The 23,814-nt window shown below is 71.1% G+C and carries 24 protein-coding genes; 22 read left to right on the top strand and 2 right to left on the bottom strand.

Annotated features, from left to right (window positions below; all coding sequences use genetic code 11):
- The first annotated feature begins 1 nt into the window (after position 1).
- The 7 genes from AB0P25_RS00810 to dapF all read left to right on the top strand — a co-directional run bounded on the left by AB0P25_RS00810 (position 2) and on the right by dapF (position 6,381).
- Positions 2-313 (top strand): helix-turn-helix transcriptional regulator, encoded by a 312-nt coding sequence (locus tag AB0P25_RS00810; RefSeq protein ID WP_064109387.1) that lies wholly within the window; start codon positions 2-4, stop codon positions 311-313.
- A 92-nt stretch (positions 314-405) separates the two neighbouring features.
- A complete protein-coding gene (locus tag AB0P25_RS00805) occupies positions 406-630 on the top strand; it encodes a DUF3046 domain-containing protein (RefSeq protein ID WP_363804838.1) in 225 nt (74 codons plus the stop codon).
- Between the two features lie 171 nt (positions 631-801).
- On the top strand, positions 802-1,875 hold the full coding sequence (recA, locus tag AB0P25_RS00800) for a recombinase RecA (protein WP_064109385.1): 1,074 nt from the start codon (positions 802-804) through the stop codon (positions 1,873-1,875).
- A gap of 283 nt (positions 1,876-2,158) precedes the next feature.
- Entirely contained in the window at positions 2,159-2,707 is a 549-nt protein-coding gene (locus AB0P25_RS00795) for a regulatory protein RecX (protein ID WP_363804837.1), read from the top strand.
- Positions 2,708-2,769: 62 nt separating this feature from the next.
- Complete coding sequence (gene miaB / locus AB0P25_RS00790; RefSeq protein WP_363804836.1) at positions 2,770-4,377, top strand: tRNA (N6-isopentenyl adenosine(37)-C2)-methylthiotransferase MiaB; 1,608 nt, start codon at positions 2,770-2,772, stop codon at positions 4,375-4,377.
- 149 nt (positions 4,378-4,526) lie between these two features.
- Entirely contained in the window at positions 4,527-5,492 is a 966-nt protein-coding gene (gene miaA / locus AB0P25_RS00785; protein ID WP_363806211.1) for a tRNA (adenosine(37)-N6)-dimethylallyltransferase MiaA, read from the top strand.
- A 10-nt stretch (positions 5,493-5,502) separates the two neighbouring features.
- Positions 5,503-6,381 (top strand): diaminopimelate epimerase, encoded by an 879-nt coding sequence (gene dapF / locus AB0P25_RS00780; protein WP_363804834.1) that lies wholly within the window; start codon positions 5,503-5,505, stop codon positions 6,379-6,381.
- Between the two features lie 37 nt (positions 6,382-6,418).
- Here dapF and AB0P25_RS00775 read toward each other — a convergent pair whose 3' ends face one another.
- Positions 6,419-7,036: a methyltransferase gene (locus AB0P25_RS00775; RefSeq protein ID WP_363804833.1), complete on the bottom strand. Its 618-nt coding sequence runs from the start codon at positions 7,034-7,036 to the stop codon at positions 6,419-6,421.
- A 65-nt stretch (positions 7,037-7,101) separates the two neighbouring features.
- Here AB0P25_RS00775 and hflX point away from each other — a divergent pair, with 65 nt between their 5' ends.
- From hflX to AB0P25_RS00755, 4 genes are all read left to right on the top strand, one after another.
- Positions 7,102-8,637 carry a GTPase HflX gene (gene hflX / locus AB0P25_RS00770; protein ID WP_363804832.1) on the top strand — a complete coding sequence of 512 codons (1,536 nt, stop codon included), beginning with the start codon at positions 7,102-7,104 and terminating at the stop codon, positions 8,635-8,637.
- 225 nt (positions 8,638-8,862) lie between these two features.
- Positions 8,863-9,825, top strand: a complete 963-nt coding sequence (locus tag AB0P25_RS00765) for a methylenetetrahydrofolate reductase (protein WP_363804830.1) — start codon at positions 8,863-8,865, stop codon at positions 9,823-9,825.
- Positions 9,822-12,173 carry a 5-methyltetrahydropteroyltriglutamate--homocysteine S-methyltransferase gene (metE, locus tag AB0P25_RS00760; protein WP_363804829.1) on the top strand — a complete coding sequence of 784 codons (2,352 nt, stop codon included), beginning with the start codon at positions 9,822-9,824 and terminating at the stop codon, positions 12,171-12,173. Before AB0P25_RS00765 ends, metE begins: the two co-directional genes overlap by 4 nt.
- 86 nt (positions 12,174-12,259) lie before the next feature.
- Positions 12,260-12,610, top strand: a complete 351-nt coding sequence (locus tag AB0P25_RS00755) for a metallopeptidase family protein (RefSeq protein ID WP_363804827.1) — start codon at positions 12,260-12,262, stop codon at positions 12,608-12,610.
- A 28-nt stretch (positions 12,611-12,638) separates the two neighbouring features.
- Here AB0P25_RS00755 and lexA read toward each other — a convergent pair whose 3' ends face one another.
- On the bottom strand, positions 12,639-13,319 hold the full coding sequence (lexA, locus tag AB0P25_RS00750; protein WP_363804826.1) for a transcriptional repressor LexA: 681 nt from the start codon (positions 13,317-13,319) through the stop codon (positions 12,639-12,641).
- Positions 13,320-13,593: 274 nt separating this feature from the next.
- Between lexA and AB0P25_RS00745 the strand changes: the two genes are divergently transcribed.
- From AB0P25_RS00745 to AB0P25_RS00695, 11 genes are all read left to right on the top strand, one after another.
- Positions 13,594-13,962, top strand: coding sequence for a LysM peptidoglycan-binding domain-containing protein (locus AB0P25_RS00745; RefSeq protein WP_363806209.1), 369 nt, complete (start codon positions 13,594-13,596; stop codon positions 13,960-13,962).
- 230 nt (positions 13,963-14,192) lie between these two features.
- Complete coding sequence (locus AB0P25_RS00740; RefSeq protein WP_363804825.1) at positions 14,193-15,350, top strand: histidinol-phosphate transaminase; 1,158 nt, start codon at positions 14,193-14,195, stop codon at positions 15,348-15,350.
- Positions 15,347-15,949, top strand: a complete 603-nt coding sequence (gene hisB, locus AB0P25_RS00735; protein ID WP_064109375.1) for an imidazoleglycerol-phosphate dehydratase HisB — start codon at positions 15,347-15,349, stop codon at positions 15,947-15,949. Before AB0P25_RS00740 ends, hisB begins: the two co-directional genes overlap by 4 nt.
- Positions 15,946-16,587, top strand: a complete 642-nt coding sequence (gene hisH, locus AB0P25_RS00730; RefSeq protein WP_363804824.1) for an imidazole glycerol phosphate synthase subunit HisH — start codon at positions 15,946-15,948, stop codon at positions 16,585-16,587. Before hisB ends, hisH begins: the two co-directional genes overlap by 4 nt.
- A gap of 49 nt (positions 16,588-16,636) precedes the next feature.
- Positions 16,637-17,383 (top strand): bifunctional 1-(5-phosphoribosyl)-5-((5-phosphoribosylamino)methylideneamino)imidazole-4-carboxamide isomerase/phosphoribosylanthranilate isomerase PriA, encoded by a 747-nt coding sequence (gene priA / locus AB0P25_RS00725; protein WP_363804823.1) that lies wholly within the window; start codon positions 16,637-16,639, stop codon positions 17,381-17,383.
- The gene (locus AB0P25_RS00720; protein WP_363804822.1) at positions 17,367-18,254 is read left to right on the top strand and encodes an SseB family protein; all 888 of its coding nucleotides are present in this window, start codon (positions 17,367-17,369) and stop codon (positions 18,252-18,254) included. Before priA ends, AB0P25_RS00720 begins: the two co-directional genes overlap by 17 nt.
- Positions 18,255-18,287: 33 nt before the next feature.
- Positions 18,288-18,506, top strand: coding sequence for a hypothetical protein (locus AB0P25_RS00715; RefSeq protein WP_363804821.1), 219 nt, complete (start codon positions 18,288-18,290; stop codon positions 18,504-18,506).
- A gap of 4 nt (positions 18,507-18,510) precedes the next feature.
- A complete protein-coding gene (locus AB0P25_RS00710; RefSeq protein ID WP_363804820.1) occupies positions 18,511-19,077 on the top strand; it encodes an HhH-GPD-type base excision DNA repair protein in 567 nt (188 codons plus the stop codon).
- Positions 19,078-19,207: 130 nt separating this feature from the next.
- The gene (locus tag AB0P25_RS00705) at positions 19,208-22,756 is read left to right on the top strand and encodes a TM0106 family RecB-like putative nuclease (protein WP_363804819.1); all 3,549 of its coding nucleotides are present in this window, start codon (positions 19,208-19,210) and stop codon (positions 22,754-22,756) included.
- Positions 22,757-22,886: 130 nt separating this feature from the next.
- Entirely contained in the window at positions 22,887-23,291 is a 405-nt protein-coding gene (locus AB0P25_RS00700) for a helix-turn-helix transcriptional regulator (RefSeq protein ID WP_363804817.1), read from the top strand.
- A gap of 88 nt (positions 23,292-23,379) precedes the next feature.
- Positions 23,380-23,802: a VOC family protein gene (locus AB0P25_RS00695; RefSeq protein WP_363804816.1), complete on the top strand. Its 423-nt coding sequence runs from the start codon at positions 23,380-23,382 to the stop codon at positions 23,800-23,802.
- Positions 23,803-23,814 lie beyond the last annotated feature (12 nt).

The raw sequence follows: 23,814 nt of genomic DNA, 5'->3' as shown, positions 1-23,814 counted from the left end.
AATGATTCTTGTACGTCAGGAAATCGGCGACGTGCTCAGGGACTTCCGCCTGCAAAAGGGACGTACGCTCCGCCAGGTCGCCAGCAAGGCCAGCGTGGCGCTCGGTTACCTCAGCGAGGTCGAGCGCGGACAGAAGGAGGCGTCGAGCGAGATCCTCGCCTCCGTTGCAGACGCGCTCGAGACCCCGGTCTCGGTCATCATGCGCGAGGTCGGCGACCGCATCGCGGTTCTCGAAGGCCTCGAGCCGGTGATCCCGGACACGGTGCCCGACGAGTTCGTCTCGGCGATGGACTCGGACCTGGTCGTCCGCTGATTCCGAAGACTGTCGAGGACGCCCCGCGAACAGCGGGGCGTCCTTCGTTTTCCCACCCACCTGTTCTCTGTTGCACCCCGAAGTAAGGACCCATGAAGCTCAGCGAGTTCCAGCGTGCCGTCTCCGACGAGTTCGGCAGTTCCTACGGCCAGACGCTGCTGACCGACCTCGTGCTCGCCGAGCTCGGCGGGCGCACCGCCAACGAGGCGATCGCGGCGGGGCTCCCGCCCCGCGAGGTCTGGATCGCGCTCTGCAAAGAGACGGGCGTGCCGTCGTCGCGCTGGTACGGCGCCGGGAAGCCTGCGCCGAAGCGCTGATCCGCACCGCGACACGCCGGTTCCGTACCCTCGAAGATATGTTCGGAACTGGCTAGACTTCTTCACAACGGCAGTCGAAAACCGGTTGTCCACAGATCGCGCGCCCGCGCTTCCAGTGTCGGACGTCACTCCTAGAGTCGAACCGTAGCGAAGCCACGAAGGAGAACCGCAATGCCATCACCCGCAGACCGCGAGAAGGCGCTCGAGACCGCTCTCGCGCAGATCGACCGCCAGTTCGGCAAGGGGTCCGTCATGCGACTGGGCAGCGACGAGCGCGCTCCCGTCGAGGTCGTTCCGACCGGATCCATCGCGCTCGACGTCGCGCTCGGAATCGGTGGCCTCCCGCGTGGCCGCATCATCGAGATCTACGGCCCGGAGTCCTCGGGTAAGACGACCCTGACCCTCCACGCCATCGCCAATGCGCAGCGCGCCGGCGGCATCGCGGCCTTCATCGACGCCGAGCACGCGCTCGACCCCGAGTACGCCCGCAAGCTCGGCGTCGACATCGACTCCCTCCTGGTCTCGCAGCCCGACACCGGTGAGCAGGCGCTCGAGATCGCTGACATGCTCGTGCGAAGCGGCTCCATCGACCTCATCGTGGTCGACTCCGTCGCAGCGCTCGTGCCTCGCGCCGAGATCGAGGGCGAGATGGGCGATTCGCACGTCGGTCTGCAGGCCCGCCTCATGTCGCAGGCGCTCCGCAAGCTCACGGGTGGTCTCAGCCAGACCAACACCACGATGATCTTCATCAACCAGCTGCGCGAGAAGATCGGTGTGTTCTTCGGAAGCCCCGAGACGACCGCCGGTGGTAAGGCGCTCAAGTTCTACGCGTCCGTCCGCCTCGACATCCGCCGTATCGAGACCCTGAAAGACGGCGCCGAGGCGGTCGGCAACCGCACGCGCGTCAAGATCGTCAAGAACAAGATGGCGCCGCCCTTCAAGCAGGCCGAGTTCGACATCCTCTACGGTGTGGGCATCTCGCGCGAGGGCAGCCTCCTCGACTTCGGCGTGGAGCACGCGATCGTCAAGAAGTCGGGTGCGTGGTACACGTATGAGGGCGATCAGCTCGGCCAGGGCAAGGAGAACTCGCGGAACTTCCTGATCGCGAACCCCGACGTCGCCGCCGAGATCGAGCAGAAGATCAAGATCAAGCTCGGCATCATCCCCGACCCGAACGCGGCTGCCGCGGCGCCGTCCAACGTCGGCTCGATCGAAGACAAGCTGCAGGCCCGCAAGGGCGCGTAACGGTGGCGTTCGCCTCCGGGAGGAGTTCCGCGTGGTGGTGAGATTCCCGTCGTCGCCCGAGGGTGACGAGTCGTCTGAGGCGCCGTCGTCCGGCGGAGGGGCGGAGGGCGAGCGGCTAGCGCCCGTGACGCCGCTCCGCACGGCGGGCGCGGGGCGCGAGCACGCGTCCGATGCGCATCCGTCGCGGAGGTCGGCGGCGCGACCCGTCGCTGAGATTTCGAGCGGTGGGTGGAACAACACCTGGGGTTCAGACCCTTCGGCGCCGACCGCGCGATCGCGTTCGATGGCGGTGACATCCTCGGACGACGCTTCGGAAGAGCTGGACGAGGAGACCGAGCGACAGACTCGGAAGGCGACGGGCGTCGCCATCCGCCAGCTGGCGCGTCGCGGCATGTCCCGGTGGGAGCTGGAGCAGCTGCTGACCAAGCGCGAGATCGCTCCCGAGGTGTTCGGTCCGGAGCTCGACAGGCTCGAGAAGCTCGGCGTGATCGACGACGCGTCGCTCGCGGCAACCCTGGCGTTCACGCAGCACAGCCGCAAAGGGCTGGGGCGCACGGTGATCGAGCAGGACCTCAAGCGCCGGCACATCGACCCCGAGTTGATCGAGGCGGCTCTCGAAGACATCGGGGAGGACGACGAGCTGGAGCGCGCGACCGAACTCGCGGTCAAGCGCATCGGGCAGCTGTCCGGCTACGACGACGAGACCGCTCGGCGCCGTCTGCACGGGTTCCTCGCACGCAAGGGGTACACCTCCGACATCGTGCGACAGGCGATGGACGCCGCCTTCGCCGGGCGGCGGTCGCGCGGCGGGTCCGGCGTCCGCTTCCAGTAGCCGTTGCCCGGAGAGAGGCGAGTCGTTCCCGCAGCGGCGAGAAACGTAGACTTATCGCCATCATGAGCATCCTCGAACAGCACAGCGTCATCGAGCCCTCTGCGGCGGCCCTCCGTCCCGACGGCCGGGCGCGAACGTACGAGGTGCGCACCTTCGGCTGCCAGATGAACGTGCACGACTCCGAACGTCTCAGCGGCTCACTGGAGGCAGCCGGGTACGTGCCGGCCGACGGCGAAGAAGCCGACATCGTCGTCATAAACACCTGCGCGGTGCGCGAGAACGCCGACAACAAGCTCTACGGCAACCTCGGGCACCTGGCCGGCGTCAAGCGGCGCCACGAGGGGATGCAGATCGCCGTCGGCGGCTGCCTCGCCCAGAAGGACAAGAACGTCATCCTCGAGAAGGCGCCGTGGGTCGACGTCGTCTTCGGCACCCACAACATGGGCGCGCTTCCGAGCCTGCTGGAGCGGGCCCGGCACAACGACGCCGCCGAGATCGAGATCCTCGAGGCGCTGGAGACGTTCCCGTCCACCCTCCCGACGAAGCGGGACTCCTCCTACTCCGGCTGGGTCTCCATCTCCGTCGGCTGCAACAACACGTGCACCTTCTGCATCGTCCCGTCGCTCCGCGGCAAGGAGAAGGACCGTCGTCCCGGCGACATCCTGGCCGAGATCCAGGCGCTCGTCGACGACGGCGCGATCGAGGTCACCCTGCTCGGGCAGAACGTCAACTCCTACGGCGTCGAGTTCGGCGACCGTCAGGCTTTCAGCAAGCTCCTCCGCGCCGCCGGCCAGATCCAGGGACTGGAGCGCATCCGCTTCACCAGCCCGCACCCGGCCGCGTTCACGGACGACGTCATCGACGCGATGGCCGAGACCCCGAACGTCATGCCCCAGCTGCACATGCCGCTGCAGTCGGGGTCCGACCGCATCCTGCGCTCGATGCGCCGCTCCTACCGCTCCGAGAAGTTCCTCGGCATCCTCGATCGCGTGCGCGCCAAGCTGCCGGACGCGGCGATCAGCACCGACATCATCGTCGGCTTCCCGGGCGAGACCGAGGAGGACTTCCAGGAGACCCTGCGGGTCGTAGAGGCCGCACGCTTCGCGTCCGCGTTCACGTTCCAGTACTCGATCCGTCCCGGCACGCCGGCGGCGACGATGGAGGACCAGGTGCCGAAGGAGGTCGTGCAGGACCGGTACGACCGCCTGATCGCCCTCCAGGAGCGCATCTCCCTCGAGGAGAACCAGAAGCTGATCGGCCGCGAGGTCGAACTGCTGGTCGCCAACGGCGAGGGCCGGAAGGACGCGGACACGCGCCGCCTGAGCGGCCGCGCGCGCGACAGCCGACTGGTGCACTTCGAGGTCCCGGCCGGCTCCGACCTCCCGCGCCCCGGCGACACGGTCACGGTGCGGGTCACGCAGGCGGCACCGCACCACCTGATCGCCGACGCGACCGACGGTGCGCCCCTCCGCATCCGCCGCACGCGCGCGGGAGACGCGTGGGACCGTGCCGAGGCCGACTCGTGCGCCGTCCCGACCCACGGCGGCACGGCCGCCGCGGGAACCGGCCCGGTCTCGCTCGGCCTCCCTACGCTCCGCGTGCGGGAGCCCCTGACCTCGCCCGGCGTCGGCACCATGCCGATCTACGACCCGTCGGACGGCCAGCGCTGACCGCGGCACCCGACCCGGCGCAGGTGCCGACGCCGGCAGCGGCACCCGACCCGCCGCAGGTGCCGACGCCGGCAGCGGCACCCGACCCGACGCCCTCGTCCGTGACCGCGCCTGCGACGGCGTCCGTGACCGCGCCTGCGACGGCGTCCGTGCCTGCGCCCGGCCCCGACTCCACCCCGTTGGTCGCCATCGTCGGCCCCACCGGAACAGGCAAGACCGACCTCTCGCTGGCCCTGGCCGAGGCGCTGCGCGAACGGGGCCGGTCGGCGGAGGTCGTCAACGCCGACGCGATGCAGCTGTACCGCGGCATGGACATCGGTACGGCGAAGCTCCCGCAGAGCGACTGGCGCGGCGTCCCGCACCACCTCTTCGACGTGCTCGACGTCACCGACGAGGCGACGGTCGCCCGCTACCAGCCCGAGGCGCGCGCGATCATCGCCGACATCCTCGACCGGGATGCGGTGCCCATCCTGGTCGGCGGATCCGGACTCTACGTGTCGAGCGTCGTCTTCGACCTGCAGTTCCCCGGCACCGATCCCGAGCTCCGCGCCCGGCTCGAGCGCGAGCTCGCCGAGCACGGCCCCGGCATCCTGTTCCAGCGCCTCGCCGCCGTCGACCCCGAGTCCGCCCGTCGTATCGGGTCCACCAACGGGAGGCGCATCGTGCGCGCCCTGGAGGTCGCCGAGCTGACCGGGACCGCGGTGACCGGCGCGCTCCCCGACGAGCCGACGCCCTGGCACCGCCCGACGGTCCTCCTGGGCGTGGCCGCGCCGCGCGATGAACTGGTCGCCCGCCTCGACGCCCGCGTCGAGCGGATGTGGCAGGACGGCCTCCCCGCCGAGGTCGAACGCCTCGTCCCGCGGGGGATCGACGACGGCGTCACGGCCCGCCGCGCCATCGGCTACGCGCAGGCGCTCTCGGAGCTGCGCGGCGAGCTGACCCGCGACGAGGCGATAGCCCAGACGCAGCAGCTCACCCGCCGCTACGCCCGCCGGCAGGTCAGCTGGTTCAAGCGCTACCCGGACATCCGCTGGCTCGACTACGACGACCCGCAGCTCGTGGATGCCGCCGTGGCCCTGGTGGACGACGCCGACCACCCAGCCGCGGATCGGTAGGCTGGAGCGCATGGCGACCATCCACTTCACCAAGGGTCAGGGCACCGGCAACGACTTCGTCCTGTATTCCGACCCCGAGGGGGAGCTGCCGCTGACGGCCGCCCAGATCGCGGAGATCTGCGACCGGCACTTCGGCGTGGGCGCGGACGGCGTCATCCGCGCGGTCCGTTCTGCGCACCTCCCCGGCGGTGCGGCCGCGCTCGCGGAGGACGACGGTGCCACCTGGTTCATGGACTACTACAACGCCGACGGGTCCGCCGCCGAGATGTGCGGCAACGGCATCCGCGTCTACGTCCGCTACCTGCTCGAGACCGGCCTCGCCGAGCTGCCGGAGGGCGGGACGCTGGCGATCGGCACCCGCTCGGGCGTGCGCGACGTGCAGCGCAGCACCAACGGCTTCCAGGTCGACCTCGGCCGCTGGGACCTCTCCGGCGGCGAGCCGCTGGTCCGCGCCAAGGAGCTCCCGGTCGCCCGACCCGGCCTCGGCATCGATATGGGCAACCCGCACGTCGTCGTCGCGGTCGCGGATGAGGCCGAGCTGGACGCTGCCGACCTCTCGTACATCCCCCACCTCGAGCCGACGCCCGAGCACGGAGCGAACGTCGAGTTCGTCGTGCCGCGCGAGCCGCTGATCCAGGACGGCGTCGGCCGCATCCGGATGCGCGTGCACGAGCGCGGCAGCGGCGAGACCCTGTCGTGCGGCACCGGCGCGGCCGCTGCGGCCCTCGCCGTCCGCTACTGGGCGGGCGAGGGCGCTCCGAACCAGTGGCGCGTCGACGTGCCCGGCGGCACGGTCGGCGTCCGCATGTTCGCGACGGAGGACGGCGAGCACGTCGGCCTCTCCGGCCCCGCCGAGCTGGTCTACACCGGGACGCTCGAGCTGGCCTGACCGCTTCGCGACCGCAGCCCGACGTAGGCGGGTCAGCCTACGCCGACGCGTGCGACCGCGCCCGCAGCACCCGGTAGCCCTTCGACGTCGCCGCCCGCGTCGTCGTCAGGTCGGGGAAGGTCGCCTGGATCCACCGGTGCAGCGAGTCGCTGCCGAGGTTGCGCTGCACGACCAGCCACGCGTCCGAACCCGGCTCCAGCCGGGGGAGCCAGCGCTCCAGGATGGCGTGCAGCTCGTTCTTGCCCACGCGGATCGGCGGATTGGACCAGATCGTCGTGAACATCACGTCATCGGGAACATTATCCGGGGTCACCGGGTTTACATTGGTGAGGCCGAGCTTGTCCGCATTCCGGCGGACCACATCCAGCGCTCGGTTGTTGACGTCGACGGCCCACACCGTCGCATGAGGGGATTCGAGAGCAAGTGTGAGAGCCAGCGGCCCCCAGCCGCTCCCGAGGTCGAGGAACTGACCGCCGGGCGGCGCTGCGGGGACATGGTCCAGCAGCACTCTCGTGCCCATATCGACGCGCTCGGGGCTGAAGATGCCGTTGGCCGTCACGAGCTCGTAGGTCCGTCCGGCCAGGCGCGCGGTGAACGGCCGCAGGTTCAGTTCGCTTTCCGGCGCCGGGGAAAAGTAGTGATCTCCGCTGGCCATAAGCAGACGGTACAGGACAGACGCGAACAAGACGAACTAGGGTTTATCCCGGATCAGGGGAATGAATGACTGATAAGACGAACATCCGCGACCACGCCGAAGACGACGTCGTCGCCCGCGTGCTCGCGACCGAGAACAACCGCGCCTCCGTGACGCTTTTCGGAGCGGGCAGCGCGGATCGCGCGCAGGCGCTGCAGGCCGAGAGGGCCGACGGCGGCCTCCACGACGGCGAGCAGTTCGACCGCGAGGAGCGCGCGGCACTCCGCCGCGTCTCCGGGCTGTCGACCGAGCTGCAGGACGTCACCGAGGTCGAGTACCGGCAGCTGCGGCTCGAGAACGTCGTGCTGATCGGCGTGTACTCGCAGGGCTCCCTGCAGGACGCCGAGAACTCGATGCGCGAGCTCGCCGCCCTGGCCGAGACCGCCGGAGCGGCCGTCCTCGACGGCCTGCTGCAGCGCCGTCCGCATCCGGACCCGAGCACCTACCTCGGACGCGGCAAGGCGGAGGAGCTGGCCGGGATCGTGGCCGCGCTCGGCGCCGACACCGTGATCGCCGACACCGAGCTGGCGCCGAGCCAGCGTCGTGCGCTGGAGGACGTGGTGAAGGTGAAGGTGATCGACCGCACGGCCGTGATCCTCGACATCTTCAGCCAGCACGCCAAGAGCCGCGAGGGCAAGGCGCAGGTCGAGCTCGCGCAGCTCGAGTACCTGCTCCCGCGCCTGCGCGGCTGGGGTGAGTCGATGTCCCGCCAGGCCGGTGGCCAGGTGGGCGGCGCGGGCGCCGGTATGGGCTCGCGCGGTCCGGGTGAGACGAAGATCGAGCTCGACCGCCGCCGCATCCACACCCGCATGGCGCGGCTGCGCAAGCAGATCGCCGGCTTCAAGCCGGCCCGCGAGGCGAAGCGCGCGAACCGCAACCGCAACTCGGTGCCGTCGGTGGCCATCGCCGGCTACACCAACGCGGGCAAGTCCAGCCTCCTGAACCGCGTGACCAAGGCCGGCGTGCTGGTCGAGAACGCGCTGTTCGCGACGCTGGATGCGACGGTCCGCCGTTCCGTGACCGCCGACGGGCGCCTGTACACGCTCGCCGACACGGTCGGGTTCGTGCGCAACCTGCCGCACCAGCTGGTGGAGGCGTTCCGGTCGACGCTGGAGGAGGTCGCCGACTCCGACGTCATCCTGCACGTGGTCGACGGCTCGCACCCCGACCCGGCGTCGCAGCTGGCGACGGTCCGCGACGTCATCGGCGAGGTCGGTGCGCGCGACATCCCGGAGATCGTGGTCTTCAACAAGGCCGACCTGATCCCCGAGGACGAGCGCCTGGTGCTGCGCGGCCTGGAGCCGGGCGCCATCTTCGCCTCCGCCCGCACGGGCGAGGGTGTCGACGAAGTGCTCGCCGCCATCGCGCGACTGCTGCCGGACCCGTCGCTGGAGGTGGAGCTCGTGGTGCCGTACGACCGCGGCGACCTCATCTCGGCCCTGCACGAGCGCGGCCGGGTGATCTCGACCGAGTACGTGGAGGAGGGCACGCGCGTCACCGCGCGGATCATGCCCGAGTACCACGCGGCATTCGAGCCGTTCGAGGTGGCCGCGACCGCGTAACGGGAGCGGACCGATCCGGAGGCCGGACGGGATCGACTGTGTCGAAGCATGACACGGGCGATTCCGTCCGGCCTTCTGCGTTGCTAGATTGCCTCTCAACCGAAGCGGGCGACCGCTGACGTGGTGCGACAGCCGAGCCCGGCACCCGCCCGTGAAAACCGCCACCGCGCACTCGCGCGGTGCGGGTATCCCGTGCCGCTGTCCGACCATCCGAGGAACCGATCCATGAGCTGTACCGAGCCCCGGTACTCCTTCGAGCTGTACCCGCCGCGCAACGAGCGCGCGGCGGCTGCGCTCCCGGGAACGATCGACCGCCTCGCGGCCGTGCGCCCCGACTTCATCTCGGTGACCTTCGGCGCCGGCGGATCGTCGCGCACCGCTTCCCTCGACGTGCTGCGCTACATCCTGCAGCACACCGACGTCAGCCCGATGGCCCACCTCACCTGCGTCGGCTCGTCGCACGAGGAGGCGAACCGGCTGATCCGGGAGTTCCTGGATGCCGGGGTGCGCCGGTTCCTCGCCGTGCGCGGCGACCCGCCTGCCGACCTCCCCGAGGGCGTCGACCCGATCGGCGACATCCGGACAACCGCCGAACTGGTGCAGCTCATCCACCGGGTGCAGGCCGAGCGCGTGCCGTACGGCGAGCTGCCGGTCCCCGGACTGCACGCTCGTGCCCTGCTCGAGCACCGCGAGCACGTGCAGATCGCGGTCGCCGCATTCCCGAACGGGCACCCGTCGTCGCGCTCCGTCTCGCAGGACATCGACGCCCTGCTCGCCAAGCAGGCGGCCGGCGCGAACCTCGGCATCACCCAGCTGTTCTTCCACGCCGAGGACTACTTGCACTTCGCGCAGCGCGCGGCGGAGGCCGGTGTCGCGTTCCCCATCCTGCCCGGGATCATGCCCGTCACCAGCCCCGCCCGCCTCAAGCGGATGCTGGAGCTGAGCGGCGAAGACCTCCCCAGCGACCTCGCCATCGAGCTCGAGGTCGAGCCGACCGACGAGGGCCGCCGCGAGATCGGCGTCGCGTGGGCGGCCCGCCTCGCGCAGCGCCTGCTCGACGGCGGCGCCCCCGGCATCCACCTCTACACGTTCAACCAGCACGAGGCCGTGCTCTCCGTGCTGGACCGGATCGGCGCCCTGCCGACCGGTGACGCCGACCGCCCCACCACCCAGAAGGAACCAGCATGACCGACACCACCGCGCGCCCCGCCTTTCCCGCGGGCACGATCATCGGCTACCCGCGCATCGGCCGCCGCCGCGAGCTCAAGAAGGCCGTCGAGGCGTTCTGGGCCGGCAGCATCACCGCGGACGAGCTGGAGGCCACGGCCGCCGACCTGCGCTCGGCCACCCGCGAGCGCCTTGCGTCCCTCGGCCTCGGCCGCACCGACGCGTCCATCCCGGAGAGCTTCAGCTACTACGACCAGGTGCTGGATGCGGCGGTCACCGTCGGCGCCATCCCATCGCGGTTCGCCGGGCTCGCCGGCGCGGACGGCTCCGTGGACCTCGCAGGCTACTTCACCATCGCCCGCGGCGAGGGGGAGAACCCGCCGCTGGAGATGACCAAGTGGTTCGACTCCAACTACCACTACCTGGTGCCGGAGATCGGGCCGGAGACGGACTTCCGTCTCGCGTCCGACCGCATCGTGCGCGAGTTCGAGGAGGCCCGCGAGGCGGGCTTCGTGACGCGACCGGTGGTCGTCGGTCCGGTCACCTTCCTGCTGCTCAGCAAGGCGAGCGACGACGCCCCCGAGGGCTTCCGTCCGCTGTCGCGCCTGGGCGACCTCCTGCCGGTGTACCGCCAGCTGCTCTCGCGGCTCGCCGCCGCGGGTGCGCCCTGGGTGCAGCTGGACGAGCCGGCGCTCGTCAGCGAGAGCATCGACGAACCGCGGGATGCGGTGCTCGACGCCGTCCGCACGGCCTACGACGACCTCGCCGGCGCGACCGACCGGCCGGCGATCTTCGTCGCGGCGCCGTACGGCAGCCTGGACGACGCGCTCGCGCCGCTGGTGGCCACGCCCGTCGAGGCGATCTCGCTCGACCTCGTCCGCGGCACGGTGCCGACCGGCCTCGACGCGTCGACGGCGGCGGCGCTCGCCGCCAAGACCGTCGTCGGCGGCGTGATCGACGGCCACAACATCTGGCGCGGCGACCTGGAGGCGGCGTTCGGGACGCTCACCGAGCTCCTGTCGCTCAGCCCGTCCGTGACGGTGTCGACCTCCACCTCGCTGCTGCACGTGCCGCACGATGTGGACGACGAGCCCGAGCTGGACGTGCGCCTCAAGACCTGGCTCGCCTTCGCCGACCAGAAGGTCGCGCAGGTCGCCGTCCTCGCCCGCGGGATCGTGGATGGCCACGAGGCCATCCAGGAGGAGCTGACCGCGGCCACCGCGGCGCTCGCCGACCGGGCCTCGGCGCCCGGGGTGCGCGTCCCGGCCGTGCGCGAGCGCGAGGCGGCGCTGACCCGCGCCGACTTCCGCCGCGGCGACTACGACGCACGCCAGGCGGCGCAGGAGGAGGCCCTGGGCCTGCCGTTCCTGCCGACCACCACGATCGGCTCCTTCCCGCAGACCGCCGACATCCGCCGCTCACGCGCCCAGCTCGCGAAGGGCCTGATCAGCGAGGCGGAGTACCTGGGCCGGATGCGCGACGAGATCAAGCGCGTCGTCGACCTCCAGGAGGAGATCGGGATCGATGTCATCGTGCACGGCGAGCCGGAGCGCAACGACATGGTGCAGTACTTCGCCGAGAACCTGGACGGCTTCGCGGTCACCCAGAACGGCTGGGTGCAGTCGTACGGGTCGCGGTGCACGCGTCCGTCCATCCTGTGGGGCGACGTGTCGCGGCCCGCGCCGATCACGGTCGACTGGTCGTCGTACACGCAGAGCCTGACGTCCAAGCCGGTCAAGGGCATGCTGACCGGCCCGGTGACCATCCTGGCGTGGTCGTTCGTCCGCGACGACCAGCCGCTCGGAGAGACGGCCCGCCAGGTCGCCCTCGCCCTCCGCGACGAGATCGCCGACCTGGAGCAGGCGGGCATCCGCGTCGTGCAGGTCGACGAGCCGGCGCTGCGCGAGCTGCTGCCGCTCAAGAAGCGCGACCAGGACGACTACCTGGAGTGGTCGGTCGGCTCCTTCCGCCTCGCCACCTCGGGCGTCGCCGACGAGACGCAGATCCACACGCACCTCTGCTATTCGGAGTTCGGCGTGGTGATCGACGCGATCCGCAATCTGGACGCCGACGTGACCAGCATCGAGGCCGCGCGCAGCCGCATGGAGGTCGTGCACGACATCCAGCGCTCCGGCTTCGAGCACGGGATCGGCCCGGGTGTCTACGACATCCACTCGCCGCGCGTGCCGTCGGTCGCCGAGGTCACCGAACTGCTCGAGACGGCGCTCAGCGCCATCCCGGGCCGTCAGCTCTGGGTGAACCCGGACTGCGGGCTCAAGACCCGTGGGTACGACGAGACGGTCGCGTCGCTCCGCAACATCATCGAGGCGACGCGAGGAGTGCGCGAGAAGGCGGCCGTGACCGCCTGATCGTCTGATCGCGATGAAGCGCCTCGGGGCGTCCGCTGTCCGCGGACACCGCCCCGGGGCGCTTCGGCGTCGGGCAGGATGAGCGCATGGTGCGCATCCCCGATGAGGAGTTCGAGCGGATGGTGGGGGACATCCTCGACTCCCTCCCTGACGACATGGTCGGCCCGCTCGAGAACGTCGCCATCCTCATCGAGGACCAGCCGCCGGGCGCGCGACCGCGATTGTTCGGGCTCTACAGCGGGCGGCCGCTGACCCGGCGGTCGGTGTACGGATTCGGGGAGCTGCCCGACCGCATCACGCTGTACCGGAACAACCTCGAGGCCTCCGCGTCGTCGCTGGAGGAGCTGCGGGCGCGCGTGCGCGTCACGGTCGTCCACGAGATCGGGCACTACTTCGGGCTGGACGACGCCCGGCTGAAGGAGCTCGGCTGGGCGTGACCGCCGAGCCGGCCGCGGGCGGTACGCATCAGACGGCGCGGAGGACCGCGACGACCTTGCCGAGCACCGTCGCGAAGTCGCCGAGGATCGGCTCGAAGTTGGAGTTCCGCGGCAGCAGCCAGGTGTGGCCGTCGCGCTGCCGGAACACCTTGACCGTCGCCTCCTCGTCGAGCATCGCCGCGACGATGTCGCCGTTCTCGGCCGTGTTCTGTGCCCGCACGACCACCCAGTCGCCGTCGCAGATGGCCGCGTCGATCATCGACTCGCCGACCACTTTGAGCATGAAGAGCTCGCCGTTGCCGACCAGCTGGCGGGGGAGGGGGAAGACCTCGTCGACCTGCTGCTCGGCGGTGATCGGGATTCCGGCCGCGATACGGCCGACCAGCGGCACCATCGCCGCATCGCCGACGGGCGTCTGGTTCTCGTAGTCAGGGGTGTCGCCGGACGCGCTGGGCAGGTCGATCAGGATCTCGAGCGCGCGCGGGCGGTTCGGGTCGCGGCGCAGGTAGCCGCTCAGCTCGAGCTGGTTGAGCTGGTGGGTCACCGACGAGAGGGAGGAGAGGCCGACCGCGTCGCCGATCTCGCGCATGCTCGGCGGATAGCCGCGCTGGTTCACCGACTTCTGGATCACGTCGAGGATGGCCAGCTGCTTGTCGCTCAGGTTCTTGCGTCGGCGGGTGCCTCCGCGGGCCTGGTTCTCGTTCGACACGGGCGTCCTCTCTGGGCCTGGGGCCGTCCGCCGGGTGCTCTCCGGCAGGAATGTCGGTGGTTCCTGATCTGATGTCCTCAGACAGTCGAAACTGTATCCGCGTCCAGGAGGGAAGACAAACATGTGTTCGAGTGTGTCGCGAACTTCATCGGCGATTTCTCCTGTCCGTGCCGCTTCGAACGGCCCCTTGCGGATTCAGACATTCGAAGATACATTCGGAACACAGCTTCGCACCCGCGATTCTGAGGAGGTCACGGCCATGAGTGCAGTACTGATGAGCGAGTCGGTTCCCACCACCCTTCGGGCGGTGCCGCCGCTTCCCGAGGGCGCGCGCGTCCGTCTGCGCCTCACGCGCCGCGGTCGCGCTGTGCTGTCCGCGCTCGTCGCGCTGCCGCTGGTCGTCGGCGCACTGGTCTTCGCCCTCAACGGCGGCGGCGCCGTCGCCACCGGCGAGCAGACGCACGTCACCTTCCAGTACGTCACCGTCGCCTCCGGCGACTCCCTCTGGTCGGTCGCCGAGCGCGTCGCCCCCAACGCCGACCCGCGCGACGTGATCGCCGACATCGTCTCCCTCAACGGCCTCGACTCGGCCGTCGTCACCCCGGGCCAGCAGCTCGCGGTTCCGGCCAAGTACGCCAAGTAGGTCCTCGCCGGGGAGCGTTGCCGAAAGGGAGGAATCCCGGGCCCGGGGGACCACAGGTGTCCTCCGTTTCTCGCCGCCAGCGGCGCGTCGGGCCGCTAAGACCTCCGTTTCGCGCGGGCGTAGCGGCTCCTTCGAGACGTTGTGGGCAAGTCCGGCACGTCGTTCGTACACCGTCCGTCGCACGCCGTCATCCGGCGGAGCGGTCGTGTAGCGCTGACTACGATTGAAGGGTGACCTCCCTCTCCGAGCTGCCGATCCGAGACGACCTCCGCGGTCGTTCACCGTACGGCGCGCCGCAGCGTCCGGTGCCCGTCGCGCTGAACGTGAACGAGAACACGCATCCCATTCCCGAGGATGTGGCGTCCGACATCGTCGCGCGGGTCGCCGCGGCCGTCGGCGGCGTGAACCGCTACCCCGACCGGGAGTTCACCGAGCTCCGCGAGGCGTTCGCGCGCTACCTCGGCCACGACCTGACCGCTGACGAGATCTGGGCGGCGAACGGCTCGAACGAGGTGCTGCAGCACATCCTGCAGGCGTTCGGCGGCCCTGGGCGCACGCTGCTCGGTTTCGCGCCGACGTACTCGATGTATCCGCTGCTCGCCGCGGGCACCGGCACCGCGTATGTCGCGGGCACGCGGGATGCGGACTACGAGCTCTCGCCCGAGACCGCCGCCGAGCAGATCCGGACGCTGGATCCCGACATCGTGATCCTCTGCTCGCCCAACAACCCGACCGGCACGCCGCTCGACCTCGCGACGGTCGAGGCGGCGTACGACGCCGCGCGCGGCATCGTCGTCGTGGACGAGGCGTACGCCGAGTTCCTGCCGGACGGCACGCCCTCGGCCCTGACCCTGCTGTCCGGCCGCCCGCGTCTCCTGATCTCGCGCACGATGAGCAAGGCGTTCGCCTTCGCCGGCGCCCGCGTCGGGTACCTCGCCGCCGACCCCGCGGTGAACGACGCCCTCCGGCTCGTCCGCCTGCCGTACCACCTGTCGGCGATCACGCAGGCTGCCGCGCTCGGCGCGCTCGCTCACTCCGACGAGATGCTGGCCACCGTCGGCGAGATCCGCCTGCAACGCGATCGGCTCGTCACGGAGCTCGCCGCCCTCGGCTACACGCCCCACCGCAGCGGCAGCAACTTCGTGCTGTTCGGCGGCGTCGCCGACCCGCACGCGACGTTCGAGGCACTGGCCGAGCAGGGGATCCTGGTGCGCGATGTCGGCATCCCGCACCACCTGCGCGTGACCGCCGGCACCGAGCAGGAGACGACCGCGTTCCTGGAGGCGCTGGCCGCCCTCGGGCGCCCGGCGACGGCGGCGGACGAGTTATCCACAGTGGACGATGCCCCGGAGCGCACGGAGCCCGCCCCGATAGACTCGGACCTATGACGAACCGCGCCGCCACGGTCACCCGCGAGACGAGCGAGTCGAGCATCGAGCTCACCCTCGACCTCGACGGCACCGGCACGTCCGACATCCAGACGAGCGTCCCCTTCTACGACCACCTGCTCACCGCGTTCGCCAAGCACTCGCTCACCGATCTGCGCATCCGCGCGACCGGCGACACCGACATCGACGTCCACCACACGGTGGAGGACATCGGCATCGTCCTCGGCCAGGCGATCCGTCAGGCTCTCGGTGACAAAGCCGGCATCTCACGGTACGGCGACGCACTGGTGCCGTTGGACGAGGCGCTGGTGCAGGCCGTCGTCGACATCTCCGGGCGTCCGTACCTCGTGCACACCGGTGAGCCCGTGGGCTTCGAGCTGCACCTCATCGGCGGCCACTTCACCGGCTCGATGGTGCGGCACGTGTTCGAGGCGATCTCCTTCAACGCCGCCATCACCACGCACATCACCGTGGTCGGCGGCCGTGACCCGCACCACATCGCCGAGGCCGAGTTCAAGGCGTTCGCGCGCGCGTTCCGCCAGGCGAAGGCGCTCGACCCGCTGATCACCGGCATCCCGTCCACGAAGGGGGCGCTGTGAGCGACGAGCGCAAGCCGGACGTCGTCGTCTTCGACTACGGCACGGGCAACGTCCACTCGGCCGTGAAGGCGCTCGAAGCCGCGGGAGCCGCGGTCGAGCTGACCGGCAACCGCAGGCGCGCCCAGCAGGCCGACGGCCTCCTGGTGCCGGGCGTCGGCGCGTTCACCGCGGTCGCGGAGGCGCTGCGCGCATCCCACGGCGACGAGGTCATCGACCGCCGCCTGGCGGGAGGCCGCCCGGTGCTCGGGATCTGCGTGGGCATGCAGATCATGTTCGACCGCGGCGTCGAGAACGGCCTCGAGACCGAGGGGCTGGGGGAGTGGCCGGGCACGGTCGACCTCCTGAAGGCCGATGTCGTCCCGCACATGGGCTGGAACACCGTCCGCGCACCCGAGGACTCGGTGCTGTTCGACGGACTGCAGGACGAGCGCTTCTACTTCGTCCACTCGTACGCCGCGCAGGACTGGACGCTGCACCCCGAGGCCCCGTTCCCCACGCCGAAGGTGACCTGGGCTGACCACGGCACGCCCTTCGTCGCGGCGGTCGAGAACGGCCCGCTGAGCGCGACGCAGTTCCACCCCGAGAAGTCGGGGCAGGCCGGCATCCGGCTGCTCCGCAACTGGGTCCGCTCGCTCTAGCCGACCGCACGAACCATCCGTCCGCGCCGCGGAAGAACGTAAGGAAACGATGACCGACTTTCTCACCACGCCCCGACTCGTCCTCCTTCCCGCTGTGGACGTCGCCGACGGCAAGGCGGTTCGCCTCACGCAGGGCGAGGCCGGCAGCGAGACCAGCTACGGCGACCCGGTGGACGCGGCCGCCGAGTGGGCCGAAGCGGGCGCCGAGTGGATCCACCTGGTCGACCTCGACGCCGCGTTCGGCCGCGGAGAGAACCGCTCCCTCCTGAAGCGTGTCATCCACCAGGTGAAGGGCGTCAGCATCGAGCTGTCCGGCGGCATCCGCGACGACGAGTCGCTGGAGCAGGCGCTCGAGGCAGGTGCCTCCCGCGTCAACCTCGGCACCGCCGCCCTGGAGAACCCGGAGTGGGCCGCGCACGCGATCAGCCAGTACGGCGAGGCGATCGCGGTGGGCCTGGACGTGCGCGGCACGACGCTCGCGGCCCGCGGCTGGACGCGCGAGGGTGGCGACCTGTGGGAGGTGCTGGACCGTCTGGAGGACGCCGGCTGCGCGCGGTACGTCGTCACCGACGTCACCAAGGACGGCACGCTCCGCGGCCCCAACCTCGACCTCCTGCGCCAGGTGCTCGACCGCACCGAGCGTCCCGTGGTCGCCTCCGGAGGCATCTCGAACCTCGACGACATCGCCGCGCTGCGCGAGCTCGTCCCGCTGGGCCTCGAGGGCGCGATCGTCGGCAAAGCGCTCTACGCGGGCGCGTTCACGCTGCCCGAGGCGCTGGATGTCGCGGGACGCTGACGCCGGAGCCGGCACGGGCTCGGACGGCGCGCCCGTCGGCGGCCCGGACGACGGCCGCCCGGCGCGCACCGGTCCGTCCGAGGAGGGCGCGGCCCGGCTCGCGGGCTTCGCCGCCTCCCTCGCCGACTCCGCCGGCCAGCCGTGGGAGGGTCGGGAGTTCGACGACAACCCGTTCGGCGACGACGACGGATCCGCCCCGCCGGTGCTGCTCGGCGCCCTGGCCGGGTTCCGCGCGGGCGAGGTGGGCGCCGAGGCGGTCGTGGACGCGCTGCGCTCCTCGCGCCTGCTCATCCCGCTCGTGGCCGAGCTGGGCGACGAGGGTGAGAGCGACGCCGGTCTCCGCGTGGATAAGACGCAGGAGCTGTCGATCGTCACCGTCGCCGGGCCCGACGGCCGCACCGTGCAGCCCGTCTTCAGCTCGGTGACCGCGATGACGGCCTGGAACCCCGCCGCCCGACCGGTGCCGGCGGACGGACGCCGCGCCGCGCTGGCCGCGGCCTCGGAGGGGACGGAGCTCATCGTGCTCGATCCGACCTCCGAGACCGAGTTCGTGCTCCGTCGGCCCGCCGTGTGGGCCGTCGCCCAGGGGACGCCGTGGCTGCCCAGCGACCGGGATCCCGCGGTCGGCGAGGCGTTCCGTGCCTCCATCGCGTCCGAGCTCGGCGTGCACGACATCGCGCTGCTCTCGGGCGACCCGCAGAGCCGGCTCGCTGGCGAGGAGCTGGTCGTGCGCCTCGCCCTCGCCGCCGGGCTGACGCGGGAGGAGCTGGACGCCATCCTCGCCCGCCTCGCGCAGCGCTGGGCCGCCGACGACGTGATCGCCACCCGCGTGGACTCGCTCCGCGTGCAGCTCGCGGCGTCCCAGGACTGACGCGGCCTGGCACCCGCCTAGGCTGGAGGCATCATGACCGTCTTCGCCGCCATCGTGCTGTTCCTCAACGCCGTCTTCAACGTCTTCGCCTGGCCGCGGTTCTTCGCCCGGGTGCGGAACGATCAGCGGGCGCGGGACGCGGCGGGCCGGGCGACGCCGTTCCTCGTGGTGCACGCTGTGCTTCTCGGCGTCGCCCTCCTTCTCGCGTTGCTGTCCGCGGTGGCGGGCGTCCTGCTGCTGGTGGCAGGCTGAGGGCATGCCACTCTCCATCACGGGCGACGCCGCCGCGGACGCCCTGCTCGATGAGTCCCCCTTCGCCCTGCTGACCGGGATGCTGCTCGACCAGCAGATCCCGATGGAGACCGCGTTCAGCGGGCCCGCCAAGCTGCGGGACCGGCTCGGCGCGCTCGATCCGCAGAGCATCGCCGCGATGGACCCGGACGAGCTCGCCGCGGTCATGAAGCAGCCGCCGGCGGTCCACCGGTTCCCCGGTTCCATGGCCGGACGCGTGCAGGCGCTCGCCTCCGCCATCGTCTCCGAGTGGGGCGGCGACACCGCGGCGATCTGGACGCAGGGCGATCCGGACGGCGCGGAGGTGCTGCGCCGGCTGAAGGCGCTGCCGGGCTTCGGCGAGCAGAAGGCGAAGATCTTCCTGGCGCTGCTCGGCAAGCAGAAGGGCCTCGCGGCTCCGGGATGGGAGAAGGCCGCGGGCGACTACGGGACTCCGGGGTACCGCTCGGTCGCCGACATCGTCGACGCCGACTCGCTGACGAAGGTGCGCGAGCACAAGCGCGCGATGAAGGCCGCCGCCAAGGCGAAGTGAGCCGCCTAATCCGTCCACAGGTGGGCGGTCGCGGACGTTGTCCACCGGTTCCCCGGAGGTCGCCGCCGTGTCGGAGGTCCCCGATAGCCTCGGTGTACCGGGTCGATCAGCCGGACGAGAGGAGGTCGCCGTGTTCCTGCTGGACGGGGTCATCGTCACGAGCGCCAGCGACCTCACCGAGGCGTCCAAGTGCGAGTTCGCGTTCCTGCGGACGGTCGACGTCAAGCTCGGCCGCCTCGAGAAGACCGAAGAGATCGAAGACCCGATGTACGTGCGATCGTCGCGCATGGGCGACGAGCAGGAGCACCGCATCCTCCAGCGGTACCGGGAGCGGTACGGGGCCGGAGTCGTCGAGATCGAGCGGCCGCCGCAGCTGACGGCCGATTCGCTCGCCGAGGCCGTGCGGCTGACGTCGGAGGCGTTCGCCGGCGGCGCCGAGGTGGTGTTCCAGGCGACCTTCTTCGACGGCGCCTTCGTCGGCTTCGCCGACTTCGTCGTGCGCCTGCCCGACGGGCGCTACCGGGTGCAGGACTCGAAGCTCGCCCGCAGCGCACGGGTGACCGCGCTGCTGCAGCTCGCCGCCTACGCCGAGCAACTGCGGCGGATGGGGGTGGAGGTCGACGACACGGTCGAGCTCCTGCTCGGCGACGGGTCGGTCAGCGAGCACTCGCTCACCGACATCGAGCCGGTGTACCGCAAGCGGCGCGCTCGGCTCCTCAGCATCATCGCGGAGCACGTGGCCGACACCGGCCCTGTGGAGTGGGGCGATCCGCGGTTCACGGTCGACGGCCGTTGCGACACCTGCGACGCCGAGGTGCAGGCGACTCGGGACGTGCTGCTGGTCGCCGGCATGCGGGTGACGCAGCGCGAGCACCTGCTCGCGGCCGGGCTCGGGACCATCGACGCGCTGGCGGCGTCCAGCGGGCCGGTCGACGGCATCCCCGAGGGCACACTCGACGGGCTGCGGGAGCAGGCGCGTCTGCAGCTGCAGGCGGAGCCCGGGTCACCGCCGCCGGTCCGGGTGTTCAACGCCCCCGTGCTCGCGGTGCTGCCGCATCCCGATCCCGGAGACATCTTCTTCGACTTCGAGGGCGACCCGCTCTACACGGAGGGTGCGGGCGAGCGCTGGAACCTCGACTATCTGTTCGGCCTGGTCGACCAGGAGGAGCGGTTCACCGCCTTCTGGGCCCACGACTTCGCCGCCGAGCGTGTGGCTCTGGAGGCGTTCCTGTCGTTCGTGCGCGACCGGCGGCGTCAGCACCCGGGCATGCACATCTACCACTACGCGGCGTACGAGCAGACCCATCTGCTGTCGCTGGCGGCGCGGCACGGGGTCGGCGAGGAGGAGGTCGACGGCCTGCTCCGCGACAATGTGATGGTCGACCTGTACCCGCTGGTCCGCAAAGCGGTCCGTGTCGGCTCGCGGTCGTACTCCATCAAGAAGCTCGAGCCGCTGTACATGGGCGACGAGCTCCGCGAGAGCGACGTGACGAACGGCGCCGACTCGATCACCGAGTACGCCAACGCCCGCGACCTGATCGCACTCGGCCGCCTTGACGAGGCCCAGCCGCTGCTCGACGACATCGGCGAATACAACCGGTACGACTGCGTCTCCACACTGCGCCTGCGCGACTGGCTGCTCGCCCGCGCCGCCGAGAACGGCATCCCGGTCGGCGCGGCACCGGCGGAGGAGTCCGAGGTCGCGCCCGACGAGTCGCCGTTGCGCGCCGGTCTGCTGGCCTTCGCCGGCGATCCGCTCGATCCGCATCGATCGAGCGACCGTGAGGCGATGGCGCTCGCCGCGGCGGCCATCGACTTCCACCGGCGCGAGCAGAAGAGCTTCTGGCAGTCGCACTTCGCCCGGCTGATCCAGCCGATCGAGGAGTGGGCCGAGACACGCGACGTGCTGGTCGTCGAGAACGCCACGGTCCTGCGCGACTGGTACATCGACGAGGGGCAGAAGGTGGAGCGGCGCGAGCTGCTGCTCGCCGGGCAGTGGGGACCCGGGAGCGCGGTCCGGGTCAGCGAGCGCAGCGGTCCCTACCTGCTCTACGAGTACCCCGGGCCCTTCCGGCAGCCGCGAGCACAGCCCGGCGCACGCGCCGCGCGGACGGTCGCAGTGATCGAAGCGCTGCCGGACGGGTCGATCGTCGTGCGCGAGACGCTTCCGCCCGAGGTCCCGCCGTACCGCGACCTCCCGAGCGCCCTGACGCCGCCCGCGCCGCCGGACTCCCGGCGGCTCGCGGAGGCGATCCGGGAGTGGGGCACGGCGCTCCTCATCGCCCGGCACCACGAGACCTGGCCGGTGGACGCCACGATCGACCTGCTGCGGCGCACACCGCCGCGAGCACGCTCCGGCCGGCTGGTACCCGACCCGACGCTCGACGGGGCCGGCTCCCGTCCAGATGACGGTGGTGACGGCGGTGGCCGCATCGACGCCGTGGTGGCGAGCCTGCTCGACCTCGACCGGTCGTATCTCGCCGTGCAAGGTCCACCCGGAACCGGCAAGTCGTACCTCGGGGCGCACGTGATCGCACGGCTGGTGTCCGAGCACGGCTGGAAGGTCGGCGTCGTCGCTCAATCCCACGCGGTCGTGGAGAACCTGCTCGATCGGGTCGTCGACGCCGGGCTCGATGCCGCCGCCGTGGGCAAAGTGCCGAGCGGCGGTGCGCGCGGCGACGACTCCGAGACGGCCGAAGGCGAGGCGGCGCACCGCTTCACACCGCTGCCCGCCAATGGCCACCTCGAGTTCGCGGGCGTGAACGAGGGTCGTGGCTTCGTGCTCGGCGGGACGGCGTGGGACTTCGCGAACGCGGCCCGCGTGCCGCGCGGCAGTCTCGACCTGCTCGTCGTCGACGAGGCCGGCCAGTTCTCGCTCGCCTCGACGGTGGCCGTCGGCGTCGCGGCGAAGAACCTCCTGCTGCTCGGTGACCCGCAGCAGCTCCCGCAGGTGAGCCAGGGTCGTCACCCCGAACCGGTCGACGGGTCTGCGCTGGGCTGGGTGAGCGCCGGGCACGACGTCCTCCCGCCCGAGCTGGGCTACTTCCTCGCCGAGACACGACGCATGCACCCGGCGCTCGCGGCGTCGGTCTCGCGGCTGTCCTACGAGGGCAAGCTTCGGGCGCACCCGGGCGCCTCCGACCGCGAACTGGCCGGGGTCGTGCCGGGCGTGCATCCGGTGCCGGTGCTGCACGTCGGCAACTCGACCGCGTCTCCCGAGGAGGCAGAAGCCGTCGTCGACATCGTTCGCGACGTGCTCGGGCGGTCGTGGAGCGATCCTGCCGCCGGCCGCGACGACGAACCGCTCGGCGAGGACGACGTGATCGTCGTGACCCCGTACAACGCTCAGCTCGCCGAGGTGCGGGCACTGCTCGACGCGGCCGGGTATCGGAGCGTGCGCGTCGGAACTGTCGACAAGTTCCAGGGCCAGGAGGCCGCGATCGCGATCGTGAGTCTCGCAGCATCGTCCGCCGCCGACGTGCCGCGCGGGATGTCGTTCCTGCTCATGAAGAACCGGCTCAACGTCGCCATCTCGCGCGCCAAGTGGGCGGCGTACCTCGTGCACTCGCCGGAGCTGACGGAGTTCCTGCCGACGACGCCCGGAGGCGTGGGGGAGCTGAGCGCGTTCATCCGGCTGGTCGAAGAGGCGGACGAGACGGCCGCGTTGCCGGTGGGATGACGCGGTCGGCTGCGAGGCGAGTGGGTCGGTAGGCCAATGGGTCGGTCGGCCAATGGGTCGGTGGGTGAGCGGGCCGCTGGGTGAGGGGCCCACTGGCAGACAGCGGAGCGCCCAGTGCTACTCTCGTCCCGTGTCACCGGAGGAGCTGCAGACGCTCGCGCATTTGCGCCGCGCACGGGACCTGATCGACCGCGACTACGCCAAGCCGCTCGACGTCCCGACGATGGCGGCGCGCGCATACATGTCGCCCGCCCACTTCTCCCGTCGCTTCCGGGCCGCCTACGGCGAGACCCCGTACAGCTACCTCATGACCCGGCGCATCGAGCGGGCGATGGCGCTGCTGCGCGGCGGGATGAGCGTCACCGACGCCTGCATGGCGGTCGGCTGTACGTCGCTCGGCTCGTTCAGCTCGAAGTTCACCGAGGTGGTCGGGATGACGCCGACCGAGTACCGTGCGCGCGAGCACGAGGCCGTGCGGGCGATGCCGGACTGCGTCGCCCGGGAGCGCACGCGTCCGGTGCGCGTCCGCGGCTGAAACCGTCCCCAGCGGCGCGCTCGACGACTTCTCCACAGAGAGCAGTTTTGGAGAAGCGCACCAGCACGCCGCTTCCTAGAGTCGACTCATGACCGTTTCACTCCAGTACTCGCAGATCACCGTCCTCGACCCCGAGGAGTCCCTTGCCTTCTACCGCGACGCGCTCGGGCTCGACGTCATCCAGGACGTCCAGTCCGGAGACCACCGCTGGATCACGCTCGGCGTGGCCGGCGATGACAACGCCGCCGTGGTCCTCAGCGACCCGCACGCGGGCCGTTCGCAGGCCGACGGCGACGCCCTCCAGGAGCTCGTCGTGAAGGGGTCCATGAGCCCGATCGTCTTCCGCACCGACGACCTCGACACCGCGTTCGAGCGCGTCCGTTCGTCCGGCGCCGAGGTCCTGCAGGAGCCGATCGACCAGCCGTGGGGCCCGCGCGACTGCGCGTTCCGCGACCCATCGGGCAACATGGTCCGCATCCTGCAGACCGCGCCGGCCGCGCAGAACGCCTGAGCGCTCCGCCGG

Origin of the sequence: Leifsonia sp. NPDC077715, assembly GCF_040686855.1 — a bacterium.
Lineage (GTDB): Bacteria > Actinomycetota > Actinomycetes > Actinomycetales > Microbacteriaceae > Leifsonia.
The sequence above is the reverse complement of the archived record's forward strand: the minus strand, read 5'-3'. Positions and strand labels throughout refer to the sequence as shown.